General features: G+C 66.6%; 19 protein-coding genes. 9 read left to right on the top strand and 10 right to left on the bottom strand.

Features of this window, described 5'->3' with window-relative positions; all coding sequences use genetic code 11:
* Window positions 1-42: 42 nt before the first annotated feature.
* The 3 genes from NX02_RS00170 to NX02_RS33430 form a co-directional block, all read right to left on the bottom strand.
* On the bottom strand, window positions 43-1,065 hold the full coding sequence (locus tag NX02_RS00170; protein ID WP_158013837.1) for a phosphoenolpyruvate carboxykinase (ATP): 1,023 nt from the start codon (window positions 1,063-1,065) through the stop codon (window positions 43-45).
* 84 nt (window positions 1,066-1,149) lie between these two features.
* Window positions 1,150-3,474, bottom strand: a complete 2,325-nt coding sequence (gene clpA, locus NX02_RS00165) for an ATP-dependent Clp protease ATP-binding subunit ClpA (protein WP_025290192.1) — start codon at window positions 3,472-3,474, stop codon at window positions 1,150-1,152.
* A gap of 145 nt (window positions 3,475-3,619) precedes the next feature.
* Complete coding sequence (locus tag NX02_RS33430) at window positions 3,620-3,817, bottom strand: DUF1192 domain-containing protein (RefSeq protein ID WP_025290191.1); 198 nt, start codon at window positions 3,815-3,817, stop codon at window positions 3,620-3,622.
* Between the two features lie 66 nt (window positions 3,818-3,883).
* Here NX02_RS33430 and NX02_RS00155 point away from each other — a divergent pair, with 66 nt between their 5' ends.
* The 6 genes from NX02_RS00155 to NX02_RS00130 all read left to right on the top strand — a co-directional run bounded on the left by NX02_RS00155 (window position 3,884) and on the right by NX02_RS00130 (window position 8,635).
* Window positions 3,884-4,888, top strand: coding sequence for an NAD(P)H-quinone oxidoreductase (locus tag NX02_RS00155; protein WP_245648722.1), 1,005 nt, complete (start codon window positions 3,884-3,886; stop codon window positions 4,886-4,888).
* Window positions 4,888-6,288, top strand: a complete 1,401-nt coding sequence (locus NX02_RS00150) for an arylsulfotransferase family protein (protein ID WP_025290189.1) — start codon at window positions 4,888-4,890, stop codon at window positions 6,286-6,288. The genes NX02_RS00155 and NX02_RS00150 overlap by 1 nt, the downstream gene beginning before the upstream one ends.
* 8 nt (window positions 6,289-6,296) lie before the next feature.
* Window positions 6,297-6,539 carry a hypothetical protein gene (locus NX02_RS00145; RefSeq protein WP_211258265.1) on the top strand — a complete coding sequence of 81 codons (243 nt, stop codon included), beginning with the start codon at window positions 6,297-6,299 and terminating at the stop codon, window positions 6,537-6,539.
* Between the two features lie 7 nt (window positions 6,540-6,546).
* Window positions 6,547-6,930 carry a hypothetical protein gene (locus NX02_RS31950; RefSeq protein ID WP_025290187.1) on the top strand — a complete coding sequence of 128 codons (384 nt, stop codon included), beginning with the start codon at window positions 6,547-6,549 and terminating at the stop codon, window positions 6,928-6,930.
* Complete coding sequence (locus NX02_RS00135) at window positions 6,884-7,972, top strand: sulfotransferase (protein WP_158013836.1); 1,089 nt, start codon at window positions 6,884-6,886, stop codon at window positions 7,970-7,972. The genes NX02_RS31950 and NX02_RS00135 overlap by 47 nt, the downstream gene beginning before the upstream one ends.
* A gap of 123 nt (window positions 7,973-8,095) precedes the next feature.
* Window positions 8,096-8,635 (top strand): hypothetical protein, encoded by a 540-nt coding sequence (locus tag NX02_RS00130; protein ID WP_025290185.1) that lies wholly within the window; start codon window positions 8,096-8,098, stop codon window positions 8,633-8,635.
* A gap of 31 nt (window positions 8,636-8,666) precedes the next feature.
* On the opposite strand, the gene NX02_RS00125 is transcribed toward NX02_RS00130, so the two are convergent.
* The 3 genes from NX02_RS00125 to NX02_RS00115 form a co-directional block, all read right to left on the bottom strand.
* Entirely contained in the window at window positions 8,667-9,398 is a 732-nt protein-coding gene (locus NX02_RS00125) for a sigma-70 family RNA polymerase sigma factor (protein ID WP_025290184.1), read from the bottom strand.
* A 2-nt stretch (window positions 9,399-9,400) separates the two neighbouring features.
* Window positions 9,401-9,541, bottom strand: coding sequence for a hypothetical protein (locus NX02_RS33045; RefSeq protein ID WP_025290183.1), 141 nt, complete (start codon window positions 9,539-9,541; stop codon window positions 9,401-9,403).
* 67 nt (window positions 9,542-9,608) lie between these two features.
* Window positions 9,609-10,409 (bottom strand): response regulator, encoded by an 801-nt coding sequence (locus tag NX02_RS00115; RefSeq protein ID WP_025290182.1) that lies wholly within the window; start codon window positions 10,407-10,409, stop codon window positions 9,609-9,611.
* 247 nt (window positions 10,410-10,656) lie between these two features.
* Between NX02_RS00115 and NX02_RS33425 the strand changes: the two genes are divergently transcribed.
* Window positions 10,657-10,854, top strand: a complete 198-nt coding sequence (locus NX02_RS33425) for a NepR family anti-sigma factor (RefSeq protein ID WP_025290181.1) — start codon at window positions 10,657-10,659, stop codon at window positions 10,852-10,854.
* Window positions 10,855-11,232: 378 nt separating this feature from the next.
* On the opposite strand, the gene NX02_RS34050 is transcribed toward NX02_RS33425, so the two are convergent.
* Window positions 11,233-11,547, bottom strand: a complete 315-nt coding sequence (locus NX02_RS34050; protein ID WP_425424025.1) for a hypothetical protein — start codon at window positions 11,545-11,547, stop codon at window positions 11,233-11,235.
* Between NX02_RS34050 and NX02_RS34045 the strand changes: the two genes are divergently transcribed.
* Together NX02_RS34045 and NX02_RS00100 are read left to right on the top strand one after the other, a co-directional pair.
* A complete protein-coding gene (locus tag NX02_RS34045) occupies window positions 11,449-12,477 on the top strand; it encodes a sensor histidine kinase (protein ID WP_425424024.1) in 1,029 nt (342 codons plus the stop codon). The genes NX02_RS34050 and NX02_RS34045 overlap by 99 nt on opposite strands.
* A gap of 285 nt (window positions 12,478-12,762) precedes the next feature.
* Window positions 12,763-12,864 carry an entericidin A/B family lipoprotein gene (locus NX02_RS00100; RefSeq protein ID WP_425424052.1) on the top strand — a complete coding sequence of 34 codons (102 nt, stop codon included), beginning with the start codon at window positions 12,763-12,765 and terminating at the stop codon, window positions 12,862-12,864.
* Between the two features lie 85 nt (window positions 12,865-12,949).
* On the opposite strand, the gene NX02_RS00095 is transcribed toward NX02_RS00100, so the two are convergent.
* From NX02_RS00095 to tatB, 3 genes are read right to left on the bottom strand one after another with little or no spacing between them, the layout of a single operon-like run.
* Window positions 12,950-14,674: a phospholipase D-like domain-containing protein gene (locus tag NX02_RS00095; RefSeq protein ID WP_025290178.1), complete on the bottom strand. Its 1,725-nt coding sequence runs from the start codon at window positions 14,672-14,674 to the stop codon at window positions 12,950-12,952.
* Window positions 14,671-15,435, bottom strand: a complete 765-nt coding sequence (tatC, locus tag NX02_RS00090; RefSeq protein ID WP_025290177.1) for a twin-arginine translocase subunit TatC — start codon at window positions 15,433-15,435, stop codon at window positions 14,671-14,673. The genes NX02_RS00095 and tatC overlap by 4 nt, the downstream gene beginning before the upstream one ends.
* Window positions 15,432-15,959 carry a Sec-independent protein translocase protein TatB gene (gene tatB, locus NX02_RS31115; RefSeq protein ID WP_025290176.1) on the bottom strand — a complete coding sequence of 176 codons (528 nt, stop codon included), beginning with the start codon at window positions 15,957-15,959 and terminating at the stop codon, window positions 15,432-15,434. Before tatB ends, tatC begins: the two co-directional genes overlap by 4 nt.
* Between the last annotated feature and the right edge of the window lie 39 nt (window positions 15,960-15,998).

Raw genomic sequence — 15,998 nt, 5'->3', positions numbered from 1 at the left:
CGCAACGGCGGCGGCGGCGGCGCGCTCGGCCTGGCTGACGCATCAGAAGCCATAGCGCGCCTGCAGCGGTGCCGCGATGCCGCCAAAATCCGAACCCGATCGGTAAGCAAGCGGCTCGAGCCGGCTGATCGTGTCGAACAGGAAGCGAACCCGCTCCCCCTCGCGCCAGGGCGAGGAAAAGACCGAGGTGGGCGCGACGGCGCGGAGCATGTCCGCCACCGAACCCGTCACCAGTTCGGAGCGGGGAGCTGCCACGATTTCCGGCACCGCGACGGCATCGATGCGCAGCATGTCGCGCACCTGGCCCGGAAAGGCTGCCGCGACAGGCACCATATGCTTTTCGAAGACGTCGCGCCGCAGCCGCAGTGCATGCGCCGCGAGCGCCGGAAAGTGATCGATCTGGCCGCGGCCCAACATGATGCTGGCATATATGCAGTGGCCCACCAGCGCTTCGCCGCGCCGTTCCAGCGCCACGAAGTCATCGCTGCAGAAGCCGGCGCCGGCCAGCAGCGCCGCCGCCGAGATCGTCGATTTTCCGGAGCCGCCGCGGCCGGTTACGAGCAGCCCCGCGTCCCGGCCGCCCAGCAGCGCGGCGTGGCACAGGACAAGGCCCTGCCGCATCAGCAGCGGCAGCAGGAAACGCAGCAGCGGCTTGGCGACCAGGTCGGTATCGATCGCCGAAGGCCCATCGACGATCGTCGTCAGTTCCATCGCCGCGACGTCGAACACGGTGGTGAACCCGCGCCGTCGCTCGATCAGCACAGTGTTGTCGGCGTTTCTGTGGAGGCTGCCCAGCGGATGGAGATCCGTCGGCGGATCGGGCTGTGGCGGCAGCCCGGCTATGCCGTGCGCATCGCCGATGCGCCACTGCAGCGCGGGGTTCCGCCCCTCCAGCGTCTCGCAGCGACGATGATCGAACGCCAGGCACAGAAGGTCGCCGGCGGCGACCCCGGCGCATGTCATGTCGAGATCATATCCCGGAAGGCAGAAACGACGCCGGCGCCGGTCCGCCTCGCCGCGCGTAGCGCGGATGAGGTCGAACCGGCGCCGGACAACATCGATCACGCGATCCGCGTCGGGATCCTGCCACGGATCAGCCATCGGCGGGAGGATGGCCGGGGCCGCGGCAGGACAGGAGCGGCGGCCGCGTCACTTGGCCTTCGACGTCTCCACCTTCTTCCCGCCGCCCTTCTTGGGCGCCTTGGGAGCAGCGGACACGATCTCGAACGCCAGCGCATCGTCCTTGAGGTGGACCTTCACCTCGCCGCCATGCACGAGCTTGCCGAACAGCAGCTCCTCGGCCAGCGGCTGCTTGATCTTCTCCTGGATCAGGCGCCCCATCGGGCGGGCGCCGTACAGCTTGTCATAGCCGCGGGCGGTGAGCCAAGCCTTGGCGTCGTCGTCGAGGTTGATGTGGACGTTGCGGTCCGCCAGCTGCAGTTCGAGCTGGAGGATGAACTTGTCGACCACGCGGGCGACCACTTCCGGCGGCAGGTAGCCGAACGGCACCACCGCATCGAGACGGTTGCGGAATTCCGGCGTGAACATCCGCTTGATCGCCTCGTCACCCGCATCCTCGCGGCTCATCGCCCCGAAGCCGATGCCCTCGCTCGCCATTTCGGCGGCGCCGGCATTGGTCGTCATGATCAGGATGACGTTGCGGAAGTCGACGGTCTTGCCGTGGTGGTCCGTCAGCTTGCCGTTGTCCATCACCTGGAGCAGGATGTTGAACAGGTCCGGATGCGCCTTTTCGATCTCGTCGAGCAGCAGCACCGAATGCGGCTGCTGGTCGATCGCGTCGGTCAGCAACCCACCCTGATCATAGCCGACATAACCGGGAGGCGCGCCGATCAGCCGGCTGACCGAGTGGCGCTCCATATATTCGGACATGTCGAAGCGCTGGAGCGGAATGCCCAGGATCGTGGCGAGCTGACGGGCGACCTCGGTCTTGCCGACACCGGTCGGACCGGTGAACAGATAGTTGCCGATCGGCTTGTCCGGATCGCGAAGGCCGGCACGGCTGAGCTTGATCGCGCTCGACAGCTTCTCGATCGCGAGATTCTGACCGAACACGACGCGCTTCAGATCGGTATCCAGCGTCTCGAGCGTCTTCTTGTCGTCGCTGGAGACCGACTTCGGCGGAATGCGTGCCATCGTCGCGATCACCGCCTCGATCTCCTTGGAGGTGATCGTCTTCTTGCGCTTGCTCGGCGCCACCAGCATCTGCATCGCGCCGACCTCGTCGATCACGTCGATCGCCTTGTCCGGCAGCTTGCGGTCGTTGATGTAGCGCGCCGACAGTTCCACCGCCGACTTGATCGCGTCGGGCGTGTATTTGACGTTGTGATGCCCCTCGAACGCGGAGCGCAGGCCCGCCAGGATCTTGATCGTATCCTCGATGCTGGGCTCGTTGACGTCGATCTTCTGGAAGCGCCGCAGCAGCGCGCGGTCCTTCTCGAAGTGGTTGCGGAACTCCTTGTAGGTCGTCGAACCGATGCAGCGGATCGTGCCGCCGGACAGGGCGGGCTTGAGCAGGTTGGACGCGTCCATCGCGCCGCCCGACGTTGCACCCGCGCCGATCACGGTGTGGATCTCGTCGATGAAGAGCACCGCGTGCGGAAGCTTCTCGAGTTCCGAGACGACGGCCTTCAGCCGCTCCTCGAAGTCGCCGCGATAGCGGGTGCCGGCGAGAAGCGCGCCCATGTCGAGCGAGTAGATCACCGCCTGCTGCAGCACCTCGGGCACGTCCCCCTCGATGATCTTGCGCGCGAGACCTTCGGCGATCGCGGTCTTGCCCACGCCGGGATCGCCGACATAGAGCGGGTTGTTCTTCGAGCGGCGGCACAGGATCTGTACGGTCCGGTCCACCTCCGGCCCGCGGCCGATCAGCGGATCGACCTTGCCCTTCTTCGCCTTCTCGTTGAGATCCACGGTGAACTGCTTGAGCGCGCTTTCGGCCTTGCCGCCCTTGGCCTCAGACTTCTGCGTCTTTTCCTCCTCGGCGCCCTTGACCTCGCGCGGCTCCGGGGCGCTGCCGCCCTTGCCGACGCCATGACTGATGAAGCTCACCGCATCGAGGCGGCTCATGTCCTGCTGCTGCAGGAAATAGACGGCATAGCTCTCCCGCTCGCTGAACAGGGCGACGAGCACATTGGCGCCGGTCACCTCGTCGCGGCCCGAGGACTGCACGTGAAGGATCGCGCGCTGGACGACGCGCTGGAAGCCGGCGGTGGGCGACGGATCGGTCTGCCCCTCGACCTTGAGCGAATCGAGCTCGGTATCGAGGTAGAGCGTCACTGCATCCTTGAGCTCGCCCATGTTCACGCCGCACGCGCCCATCACCTTCGAGGCATGCTCGTCACTGATCAGCGCGAGCAGCAGATGCTCGAGCGTCGCATATTCGTGGCGACGATCGGAGGCATGGCGCAGCGCGTTGTGCAAAGTGGTTTCGAGCTCAGTGGCGAATGAAGGCATCAAATCACTCCAAGCAGGCCGCAAGACGGGCGGCCCGTGACAACTATGTTGTATGCCGGTGCCGCGACATCAAGCGCGGCCCGTTCGATCGCAGACGAACCGGATCCGGTCGAGGCGCACGCGGCGCACCCGGATCCGGCGACACTCATCGCCTGAAGAGCGCCTCGGCGCTGGACCGATGGCTGATCGCGCCCTCGATCTTGCGCCTGGTACGGGCGATTTCCGCCTCCAGCGCCGCGATGCGAAGCCGCAGTTCGTCGACCGACAGCGGGTCGAGATCCTGGCGCACCAGAACGACCAGGGGGTCGTCGGGCCGCCGCGCGGCGAGATCGTCCAGATCCATATGCGCAACCTTGATCGTGCCGCCCGTCCTGTCAATAAGCCCCTGCGTGCAAAAACAGGAGCAGTGATGCAGGGCCAGACGATGCAGGCGATCGATCCCGTCGCGGCGGGCGGCCCCGAGGTGCTCGTGGTGGTCGAGCGGCCGGTGCCGCTGCCCGGCGAGGGCGAGGTGCTGATCCGAGTCGCCGCCGCGGGGGTGAACCGGCCGGACGTGCTGCAGCGCCGCGGCATGTATCCGCCGCCCCAGGGCGCACCCTCGATCCTCGGCCTCGAAGTCGCGGGCGAGGTGGTCGGGGTGGGTGCAGGCGTCGATTCGGTGCTGATCGGCAGCCGCGTCTGCGCGCTCGTCGCAGGCGGCGGCTATGCCGAGTTCTGCGTGGCGCCGGCAGCGCAGTGCCTGCCGGTGCCGGAGGGGTTCGATATCGTCGAGGCGGCGGCGCTGCCCGAGACCTTGTTCACCGTATGGAGCAACCTGTTCCAGCGCGCCCGCGCGGTGACCGGCGAGCATGTCCTCGTCCATGGCGGCACCAGCGGCATCGGCACGATGGCGATCGGCCTGGGCAAAATGTTCGGGCTGACGATGATCGTCACCTGCGGCTCGGCCGCCAAATGCGATGCGGCGCGAGCGCTGGGGGCCGATCATGCGATCGACTATTCGGCGCAGGATTTCGTCGCCGTGGTGAAGGACATCACCGGCGGCACCGGTGTGCAGGTGGTGCTCGACATGGTCGGCGGCGACTATCTGCCGCGCAACATGAAGGCGCTTGCCGACGATGGCCGCCACGTTTCGATCGCGGTGCAGCGCGGCGCCAAGGCCGAGATCAGCATCGCCGAGGTGATGATGCGCCGGCTGGTGCTGACCGGCTCCACGCTGCGCGCGCGGCCGCCGGCGTTCAAGGCCGCGGTGGCCGACGAACTTCGGCAGCGCGTCTGGCCGCTGATCGCCGAAGGGCGGCTGCGGCCGGTGATGGACCGCAGCTTCCCGTTGGCGGACGCCGCCGCCGCGCACGCCCGGATGGAGGCCGGCGATCATGTCGGCAAGATCGTACTGACTATGGCCGGCGCGCGTTGATGCCCCGGAAGGGGGCGGGCGTTACGCCGGCGAAGACGACAAACGCGCCCGCAGCCGTGACCGCGCGCGGCCGTTTCGAGCGGCTGATGGACTGGCCGGTGCCCTTCCGGATCGTCGCGCTTCTCGCGATCGCGGCGCTCGTGATCCTGATCTGGTTCAGCTGGATGGCGCGATACCCCTCCGGCCACGGCAGGATCGGCGCCGTCGCTCTCGAGCTGTCGGACGTTCCGAACACGATCCAGCGCGTCTTCAAGCCCGACAATGCGCCGGTGACCACGCCGCAGCAAAAGCTGCCCACCGGCTTCCGCCGCAACACCCGCCAACCCTATGTCGACAAGGGCCATGTGCTGGTGTCGCACTATTCCGCCGAGGCCGGACGCTATGTCGTGCGGCTGATGCGGCTCGACGACGGCCGCATCCTCCACGAATATCGGCCGGATGCGGAGGAGATGATCCGCCGTTCGAAGATGAAGACGGCGTTGGTCGATCTGCCCCGCGACCGGAACGCGAGCCGAAATCGCCTCCTCCACCCCTTGCTGATGGCGGATGGCGGGCTGATCCTCCAGCATGGCTCGCCGCTGTTCCGCGTCGACGCCTGCGGCCGCGTGCTGTGGACGATCGACGGCGTTTTCCACCATTCGCTCGAGCGCGGCCTCGATCGCGATCTCTGGGCCGCCTACACCTTTCCCCAGCCGCGCGAGCGCCATGTGCGGCGCACTTTCCGCGACGATGCCATCGCCCATGTATCGGAGGATGGGCGCATGCTCGGCCGCACGCGCATCGCCGAGATCCTCGACGCCAACGGGCTCGGCCATCTGTGGCGGTCGCGCCCCTATACCGACGACCCCTTCCACCTGAACGACGTCGAGCCGGTGCGGCACGATTCCGCCTTCTGGAAGCGCGGCGACCTGTTCCTCAGCATGCGCAACCTCTCGCTCGTCATGCTGTACCGCCCCTCGACCAACCGCATCCTCTGGTGGCGCGACAGGCCGTTCTCGTTCCAGCACGACATCAACGTGCTGGACGACGGCCGCATATCGATCTTCGACAATCATGCGAGCGCGGGCGCGCCGGGCAACACGCCGCTCGGCCCCAACCGCGTGCTCGTCTATGATTTCCGTACCGACCGGTTCGAGCAGCCCTTCGCCAGGGCGATGACCCGCGAGAAGATCCAGACCAGCTGGCAGGGCCGGGCCACGCCGCTGCCCGACAATGGCGACATGATGGTCGAGGAAACCGTCGGCGGCCGTTTGCTGCGCATCGCGCCGGATGGCACGGTGCGCTGGCGCTATGTTGCTGCGGATGCGAAGGGTGATCGGTATATGCTAGGCTGGAGCCGCTATCTCGGCGATACCGACGCCCAGGGGATTGCTCGCGCGCAGGGGGCCCGATGCGAATGAACGGTCGAATGAACGGTCGACGGTTGGCACTATGGATGGCGCTGGCGCTGCTTGTTGCGGCACCGCAGACCGCGCAGGCCTATCTGGGACCGGGCCTCGGCATGGGCGCGATCGGCGTGGCGCTGGGCGTGGTCGGATCCGTCTTCATGGGGATCCTCGCGGTCGTCTGGTATCCGATCAAGCGGCTGTTGCGGCGCCTGCGCGGACGGTCCGCCGCCGCACCGACGCCGGAAGACGCCGGTACGGACTGATCCGCGAGTGATCGCACTGCTGCTTGCGATCCTGATCGCGATCGAAACCGTCCGGCGCCTGCCGCTCATCGCCAGCTTTCGCACGATCGCCGCGCTCGGCCGGCGATCGTCTGCGTTGCTCGCGCACAGGGGCGCGTCGGATTGGTCCAAAGGCCGCGGCGCGCGCATCCTTTCGGCGCGGCTGTTCGGATCGTCGCTGCGCGCCGGGCTGCTGATCTTGCTGATCGCCGCCCCCCTCGCCGCGGCGATCGTTACCGACCTGCTGCTCGGCCGGCGGCTGGGCGCGCTCACCGCGTTGACGGATTGGCAGTCGCGATTGATCATTCTCGCCGCTACGATCAGCTATGCCCTCGTCAGACATCGTCTCGCAAAGCGGCTACAGCCGCACTGACCGGTTGCTCCATCGGCTGGCGCTCGGCTTCACGCCACTGCTCGATCTGAGTTTCGACATCGAACGCAGGCGGTTCGCGCGGGCCGCCGCCGCCTATACGCCGACCGCGCCGGTGTTCGTCATCGGGCTTGCGCGGGCAGGCACATCTATGATGACCCGTCTGCTGCACGATACCGGCGTCTTCGCCTCGCTGTCGTTTCGCGACATGCCCTTCCCGCTGGCACCCAATAGTTGGGCACGGCTTTCCAGGGGCGAGGCGCGCAGCGTAGCCGCGACCGAGCGCGGCCACGGCGACGGCATCGCGCACGATCTCGACAGCCCCGAGGCGATCGAGGAAGTCTTCTGGCGTGCCCGCGAAGGATCGCAGTATCGCGGCAAGGCAGGCTTGAAGGCAATTGCGCCATCGACGGAGACGATGGCGGCGTTCGGCGACTTCATGCGGCTCGTGCTGCTGCGCTATGGCCGCAACCGGTATCTGTCGAAGAACAACAACAACATATTGAGACTGCCCTATCTGGTTGCCGCCTTCCCCGACGCGACGCTGCTGCATCCGATCCGCGAGCCGCTGCAGCAGGCGGCATCATTGCGCGCAATGCACCGTCGCGCATCCGCGCTCGCGGCGGACGATCCGTTCCGCGGCCACTTCATGACCTGGCTTGGCCACCATGAATTCGGCGCCGACCAGCGCCCTTTCCTGTTCGAAGGCGGACCGGCGCCCGACGAGGACCGCGACGGCATCGATTATTGGCTCAAATGCTGGATCGGCGCCTATCGTCATCTTGCAGCGCAGACCGCTGCCGTGGCCAAGCGGCAGATCTTCGTCGATCACCGGGCGTTGTGCACGACGCCGATCCCCACCCTTGCCCGCCTCGCCGAAAGGCTGGGGATGGCACCCGGCAGCATCAGCGGCGACGCGCTTCGCCCGTCGGCACAGCATGTGGTGCATGACGCCGATCCGCACCTGCTCGCCACGGCCAACCGGCTCTATCGCGACCTGTCCGAACGGTTTCTCACCTTCGGTCATCAGCCGCCCGGGGCATAGCGCCACCCCGCGTTCGCGGAGGAATTTTTTGGCTCTGCAGGAGCCTGCCGGCGAGGGATAGGTCTTGACCACCCCCCATGGTGGCCGGCTAGCCATATCGCGGGGATTCTTCGGGGGAAGAGCTTGAGCACCATCATCCGCTGGGGTTTCGCGACCCTGTTCTTCGGGATCATCATCCTGTCGTTCGCGCTGCATCCGCTGCCGCTGCTACGCACCGATGCGCCGGCGGTGCATCATATCGAGGATCTCGCGCCGGGCACCGACTTCGCCAGGCTGCAGTTCATCATGGACTATGGCGGCGGCGTGATTATGCCGGTCAAGGGCGGACCGGATCCGGAGAAGGGCGAGAAACCGACGCTGCCGGCGATCGGCTATTCCTATCGCGAGATGAGCATGCTCGGCCTGCCCTTCTTCGCCTACAAGGAATATGGGGTCGGGCTCTACGCGCGCGGCCACGACCGGATCGATTTCTCGCCGCTCAATCTCGATAAGCTCGACGTGCTGGAAGAGGTGATGGGCACCAAGCTCACCGCCACACGCGGCTATTTCTTCCCCTTCTGGATGCACATCTGGGGGTGGCTGGTGCTCGCGATCGGGATCGGATGGGCGTGGTGGGAATGGCGCGATGCCGAACGGCGCAAGGATGAGGCCGGGATCATCTGAACACCCCCCCCGCGAGGGGGAGGGATGTTCCTCAATTCTCGCGGCTGAGGCTGTCCACATCGTCCATGATCGCCTCGAGCGCGGTCTTGCCCGGGGCGTTGGAGTGCGTGCGGCGGGAGGGCAGTGCGCCATCCGTCATCAGCGATTCCAGCGCGGCGCGGCCGCGGGCGACCCGGCTCTTGATCGTACCGACCGCGACGCCGCAGATTTCCGCGGCTTCCTCATAAGCGAAGCCGCCGGCGCCAACGAGGATCAGCGCCTCGCGCTGCGCCTCCGGAAGGTGCATCAGCGCGCGCTGGATGTCGCCCAGTTCGACATGCTTGTCCTGCCCGGCAGGCGCTGCCAGCAGGCGGTCCGCGGTCAGATCGTCCCATTCGCCCTTGAAGCGCGCGCGGCGCATCTGAGAGAGATAGAGGTTGCGCAGGATGATGAAGGTCCAGGCGCGCATGTTGGTGCCGGCCTGGAAGCGGTGACGCGCGGCCCACGCTTTCATCAGCGTTTCCTGGACGAGATCATCCGCGAGGTCGCGACTGCCCGAGACCGAGCGGCCGAACGCGCGCAGGTGCGGGATGACCCGCGCCAACTCGTCCTTGAACTCGGCATCGGACAGCGGGACGGGATCGGGCGCGACGCCCTCGCCCTGCCCGTCATCCTCATCATGTCCGCGCGATTGGTTCAAAGCAGTAAGTCCCCCGGGGTAGTTCGCGCGCTCGGCAGAGTAGCCGCCCGCATCGGAGATGACCAGCGAAGCCGCCGTCGCCATATTCAGTTGCCGCCCCACATTGTGATACCGATGAACGCCAGGATCACAAGTACGAGCGAAATGATCAGGATATAGCGCACGACATGAGGTGTGCTCCCCGCCCGCGCGTCTTCCTTGTCGACATGAATCTCTTCGTTCGCCATGATCCGCCTCCCGGCCATTTGTCGTTACCAGAACGCAATGGCCGCAAGGTCGGTTCCCGCCGATGCCTCAGTTTGCCGGCACCGTCGCCTGATCGAAGAACAGCGCCTGCGCGATCGCGGCCTTCACCGTCGAGCGTTGGAACGGCTTGGTGATGAGGAAGGTCGGCTCGGGCCGCTCGCCGGTCAGCAGGCGTTCGGGGAAGGCGGTGATGAAGATCACCGGCACGTTGAATTCGGCCAGAATGTCTTTCACGGCGTCGATGCCGGAGCTGTCATCGGCCAACTGAATGTCGGCGAGCACCAGCCCCGGGCGCTGCGCGAGCGCCTGCGTCACCGCTTCCTCCCGCGTGACGGCAACACCGCTGACGTCATGCCCCAGATCGCGCACGATCGTTTCCAGGTCCATCGCGATGATCGGCTCATCCTCGATGATCAGCACTTCGGCACGCGTCTGCGATTCGATCTCGGCGAGCGCTTCGGCGACCAGCGAGTCGACATCCTCGGGCGATGCGTCGATCAGATAGCCCGCATCCTCGGGCGAGAACCCCTCCATCGCGGTCAGCAGCAGCGCCTGCCGCGACAGCGGCGTCACGCGCGCAAGACGGGCCGACGCGATCGTTTCCGGCGCGTGCACCGGGTTGCCGACCTCACCGTCGATGTCGATGTTGGTCGACGCCCAGATCGCCTGAAAGGTACGGTAGAGCCCCATGCGGGGATCGACGTCGCGCGGAAACTGGTCGGGAGCCTCCACGATCGCCTCGAGCGTGGCACGCACATAGGCATCACCATGGCCCTGACTGCCCGTCAGCGCGCGCGCATAACGGCGCAGGAACGGAAGATGGGGGACCAACTGCTGACCGAGCGACATGGGATGGATAACTCCTGCGGTTCCAAAAACTGTGTGGGAGCCTGGAAGCCACATGACAACCCCCCGCCCCCGCGCAGGCCACTGAGAAAGAGCGACCTGCACCGGGAACCAACGAACGACTTTTTTGTTTCATACGCCGATGTGGACTTTATACGCATGTCGCAGCGCGGATGGGCCGTGCGCGATCAAGGATCAATCGGTCCCGCAGTCGCGAGCGGGCGTGCATTGTTGTTGAGGGGGGCACGGCTTGGGATCGGGCACGGACAATACAGTATCACGGGGTCCGCAGGACGCGGCTCCGGATGCATCCTCGAACTCGCCTGGCGCCAAGCGCGGCAAGGGCGACAGCAAGGATGTGGGTCGCGCGCTGCGCACCGTTTACGACAGCGCGCTCGGCGAATCGGTTCCGAAGGAAATGCTCGATCTTCTGGGCAAGCTCGACTGATGGTTTGAGATGACGGTGCCCCTTCCGCGCGATGATGGAGCGGCTCCACCATCGCTGGGTGGGCGCCTGAGCCGGATATCGACCGGTTTCAAGATGTTCGTCATCCTCAGCGTCGCGCTGTTGCCGCTGGGGATCATTGCTTTTCTTGCATCCGCCCAATCCAGCCGGACGACCGATCTCGAGCGGCGCTCGATCGTGCGCATTGCGCTCACCGAGAGCGCACGCACGCTGGGGGCGGAAATCGCCGCCGATGTTTCCGCGCTGCAGCAGGCGGCCGATTCGATCCAGGCCGATCCGCTGAACCCGCAAGCCTGCGCGCTGACGATGTCGGTGCTGCGGACGCAGAGCGGACGGGCACCGCGTTTTGCCGTCTTCACGTCACTGGGCGAGCTCCGCTGCGCCAGCCCGCGCTTTTCCCCGCCCCGACCGCTGGTGACGACGCGCGATCCTCCTCTCACCGCCATGATCGACCCAGCGACGGAGTCGCTGCGACTGGTGATTCGCAGCGGCAGCGGCGCAGCGGTCGCCGTGGCCGAATATCCGCGCGCGCAGCTGACCGAGACGGTCCGTCCGGTGGGCTATGTACCGCCGCACATGCTGACCTTGGCCGAGGAGGAAGGGGACGGCGCGTCGATCGACCTCAGCGACAATCTGGCCCGCACCCCGCTGATGCGCACCGACACCGTGGTCCATGCCACCGGCATCGCCGACCTCGCGCTGGTGATGACGGTGGGCCGGGTTCCCTTCACCTCCGCCGAAATCCTCTCGCTGCTGACGCCGTTGCTGATGTGGCTCGCCGCCGCAACGATCGGTTGGCTGGTTGTGGACCGGCTGCTGATCGCGCCGCTCAAGCGGCTGGAGGGCGAGGTCTCCGCCTATCAGCCCGGCGGCACGGTGGCGTTCGACCGCGTCAAGGGACCGTCGGAAGAGCTTCGCCAACTGGGACAGAGCTTCCGGACGCTGGGAGATGCAGTTTCAGCGCACGAGGCGGAGATGGCGGCCGGGCTCGCCCGCCAGACCAAGCTGACGCGCGAGGTCCACCACCGCGTCAAGAACAACCTCCAGGTGGTCGCCAGCCTGATCAATCTGCATGCGCGCGCCGCCAAGTCCGATGAGGCGACGGCGGCCTATGCATCGATTCAGCGGCGCGTGGATGCGCTTTCGGTCGTCCACCGCAATCATTATGCGGAGCTGGAAGAAAATCTGGGCCTCGCGCTGCGCCCGCTGATCGCCGAGATCGCGTCCAACTTCCGTGCGAGCGCGCCGGAGACCGGCCCGAAGCCGACGATCACGCTCGAGATCAACCCCTTCCACGTCAGCCAGGATGTCGCGGTGGCGATCGCCTTTCTCATCACCGAGCTGCTGGAACTCGCGTTGCTGGTCGATCGCGCGGCCGCGATCGCGATCACCGCCACCCGCGCCGACGTGCCGGGACGGATCACGCTGAGCATCCGTTCGCGCGCACTGATCGCCACCCAGCGCCTGGATGAAATCAACGCGCAGGGCTTCGGCCGCGTCATCGAGGGCCTCTCGCGACAGCTCCGTTCGCCCATCGCCCGCGATGCCGAAACGGGCAGCTTCGCGATCCAGATCGCGGTGCTTGACGACGACGCAAAAAAATAATCGCACCCCGAATTTTTCGCGGAACCGATCCCTACAGTGATGGTTCTACTCTTCGGATAGCGACCTTTTGCCCCCCCGCTCTCGCTATCCACGACATAGGCCCGGATGCGTTCCCCCCCCCGAAACGCATCCGGGCCTTATTTTTTCAAATCTCATCAATGTGTTGATCGTTTCCGCAGTGGAACATCCATCGCGGTTGCGCATTGAGTCTGGCGGTCGCGTGCCAGAGCGCGCGTCTATTGTTTCAGGAGACGTCGGATGGTTCGTAAATATCTTGGCATCGTGATGGTGGCCGGCGCGCTGCTGGTCAGCGCCTGCAATACGGTTGAGGGCGCCGGCCGCGACGTCCAGTCGGCCGGCCAGGCAGTGGAAGACGCTGCCGATTGATCAGATTTCTCCCGGAACGGGATGATCCGAACAAGCCGATCACAACGGCCGCGTGACACGACGTCGCGCGGCCGTTGTCGCATTGTCACACCAGATCGTCGGGTACGAACCAGTAGGGCCTGCCGAAGCGGCGCGCGCGGCCGATCTGGTAGGGCACGACGAACCCCTTGCGCGTCTCGGGCGTGGCGTCGACATTGGCGAGCGCCGCGCGTCGCCAGTCGTCGAGCGTCGCGCTGCCATCGAGATGGCCTGCGAACAATTGCCGCCACAGGTGGTCGCGAAAGGCAGCGATGCCGGCATCGTCATGCGCCCACAACAGTCCGAACTCGGTATCCCACTCGAAACTGCGGCCGTTGATGTTCGCGGACGAGAGCAGGCAGCTTTCGCCGTCGGCGATCAGCAGCTTGGCATGGATGTGGATCAGCCCCGAACCGAATGCGGTGCCGCGATCCTCGACGAAATCTTCCTCGTCACGGCGCACGGCCTCACGCTTGGCGAGCGTGAACAGCCCCACCCGATCGCGGCCGCCAGCGCGCACGACGCGCTTGAGCGCGCGGGCCTGGAGATATTCGCCATGGCGGTGCGCGGGATTGTCGCCCTGCCCCTCGAACGCGATTTCCTCGGGCACGTTGGCGACGAGGATGATCACTTCGAGTCCGGGAGAGGCGCGCAACGCCTGTACCACCCAGCGCGCCGCCACGGCCGAACGGAAGAATTGCGCCTCGATGTAGAGCTGCCGGCGCGCGCCGATGATCATGCTGCGATGCGCCGCCTTCAGTTCGCGCACATGTGCCCGCGGGCCGAACGCGACCGGCGAGGTCGAAAGGCGCGAACGCGTGCGGAGGAACTGCACGCGCGCCTGGCCGCCCGGCGCCGGCGGCGGCAATTCCACCGCATCGGTCAGCGGATCGAGCTGCAGCGTCTCTCCCGTGCCGTTCGACCATTCGGCGACGACGGCGCGGTAGCGCGGCAGTTCGGCGTTCCACAAGGTCGCGAAATGGCGCGCGGCATCGGCCACGGCGGGTCCGCGCACGATCGCCGACACATCGTGCCAGGTCTGGTCGGCGCGCTGGCGGTGGCGACGATCGTCCCAGCGGCGCTCGTCGAGATCGAGACCGCCGGCGACCGCGGTCGTGCCGTCGATCACCGCGAATTTCTGATGGTAGGTCGCCGGCCACAGCCGGGGCAGTTGCGGCACCGCGCGGATCCGCGCCGGCTTGCCCGAACGCCACAACACGTATCGCCACAGCCCGGGCCGTACGCTGAGCCCGCCATCGGCGGCATCGCCATCGAGCAGCTTCGCCACCACCTTGCGCGCGCGCGCACCCACCGCCAGCCGCAGCGCCTGCCGCCACACCCAGCCGAGTTCCCCCTCGTGCATCACGATCATGATCTCGAGCCGCGTGGCGATCGCGGCGTCGAGCGGTGCCGCCGCATCGCGCAGCCGGCGGAAGCTCGCCCAGGATCCGGCGTGGAGATAGTCGGCCATCACCGGTTCGAAATCGGCGATCATCACGCGCACCGAAACGCCGCGCTGCACGGCATCGATGATCAGCGCCGTCCAGTCGGCCAGGCCCCGCGCCTTCGCTTCCGCCGAACGCGTGCGCGTATCGGGATCGAATACGCGAAACGCCAGCCACACGCTCTTGCGCGCGTCGAGCACCAGCCGTTCCATCGCCGGATACATCTCCGCCGCCTCGACCAGCGGCTCAACCGCGCAACCGTCCCGCACCGGAAAGGGCGGGCATTCCGGCCCTTCGACCCGCATCGCGTTCGCCGCGTCGATGAACGGCGCGGCCACGCCCGTCATGCGTCGCCGACCGCCTCGGCGCGCACGCGGCGACGTTCGGTGAACCAGATCGCGATCAGCGCGAACTCATAGAGCAGCATCAGCGGGATCGCGAGCAGCAGCTGCGACACGATATCGGGCGGCGTCAGCACCGCGGCGATCGCGAAGGCGCCGACGATCGCATAGCGCCGGCCGCTGACGAGTTGCGCGCGGGTGACGATGCCGGCGCGTTCCAGGAGCATCAGCACCACCGGCAGCAAGAAGCTCACGCCGAAGCCGAACAGGAATTTGGTGATGAAGTTCAGATAATTGCCGATCGCCGGCAGCGCCTCGCGCTCGACCCCGCCGACCGTGCCCTCGAACCCGCCCAGCAGGAAGTGCAGCGCGACCGGGATCGCGAAGAAATAGGCGAGCGACGCGCCCATCGCGAACAGGATCGGCGTCATCAGAAGGAAGGGCAGGAAGGCGCGCTTCTCGTTCGCGTAGAGGCCGGGCGCGACGAAGCGCCAGAGCTGCGTGGCGATTACCGGGAAGGCGAGCATGATGGCGGCGAAGAACGCCACCTTCACATTGACGAAGAAGGCCTCGAAAATGTCCGTGTAGATCAGCTTGCCCTGCCCCGCCCTCAGCAGCGGCTGCACCAGCACCGCGAAGATCGGCTCGGCGAAATAGAGGCACAGCGCGAAACCGATGGCGAAGGCACCGACGCACCAGAGAAGGCGCCTGCGCAGCTCGATCAGATGGTCGAGCAGCGGAGCGCGGCTTTCGTCGATGTCCTTCATGCGCGCTTGTCGAGCCAATACGGGCGTTCTTCGGGGGCTGCAGCCGGCGGGGGCGTCGCGTCGGAGGACTCCGCAGCGGGTTCGGGTTCGGGTACGGCCGGCTCAGGCGCCGGATCCGCGCCGGCCTGGGCACTATCCCCTGCCTTTTCGAGCGAGGGCCCCTTTTCGAGCGAGGGCCCCTTTTCCAGCGACGCCCCCTTTTCCAGCGACGGTGCGTCGGGCACCGGATCCGCGGTCAATGCCAGCGGCCGCGGCGCGGTGTCGTCCAACTCGGGGAAGGAGGTTGCGGCGGCATGCTCGCGCATGATCCGCTCATTTTCGTCCTTCCACTTCTTTTCCATCTCTTCCAGCTCGGCCTCGCGCACCATCGCATCGAACCCAGAGCGGAACTGGCGCGCGACGCCGCGCGCGCGGCCGACCCAATAGCCGACTACCCGCATCGCCTTGGGCAGATCCTTGGGACCGATCACGATCAGCGCGACGAACGCGACGAGGAGGAGTTCAGTGGGAGCGACGTCGAACATCGCGCGCTTCTAATGCCTTTCCGGGCGATGGACATCCGA

Origin of the sequence: Sphingomonas sanxanigenens DSM 19645 = NX02, assembly GCF_000512205.2 — a bacterium.
Taxonomy (GTDB): domain Bacteria; phylum Pseudomonadota; class Alphaproteobacteria; order Sphingomonadales; family Sphingomonadaceae; genus Sphingomonas_D; species Sphingomonas_D sanxanigenens.
The sequence above is the reverse complement of the archived record's forward strand: the minus strand, read 5'-3'. Positions and strand labels throughout refer to the sequence as shown.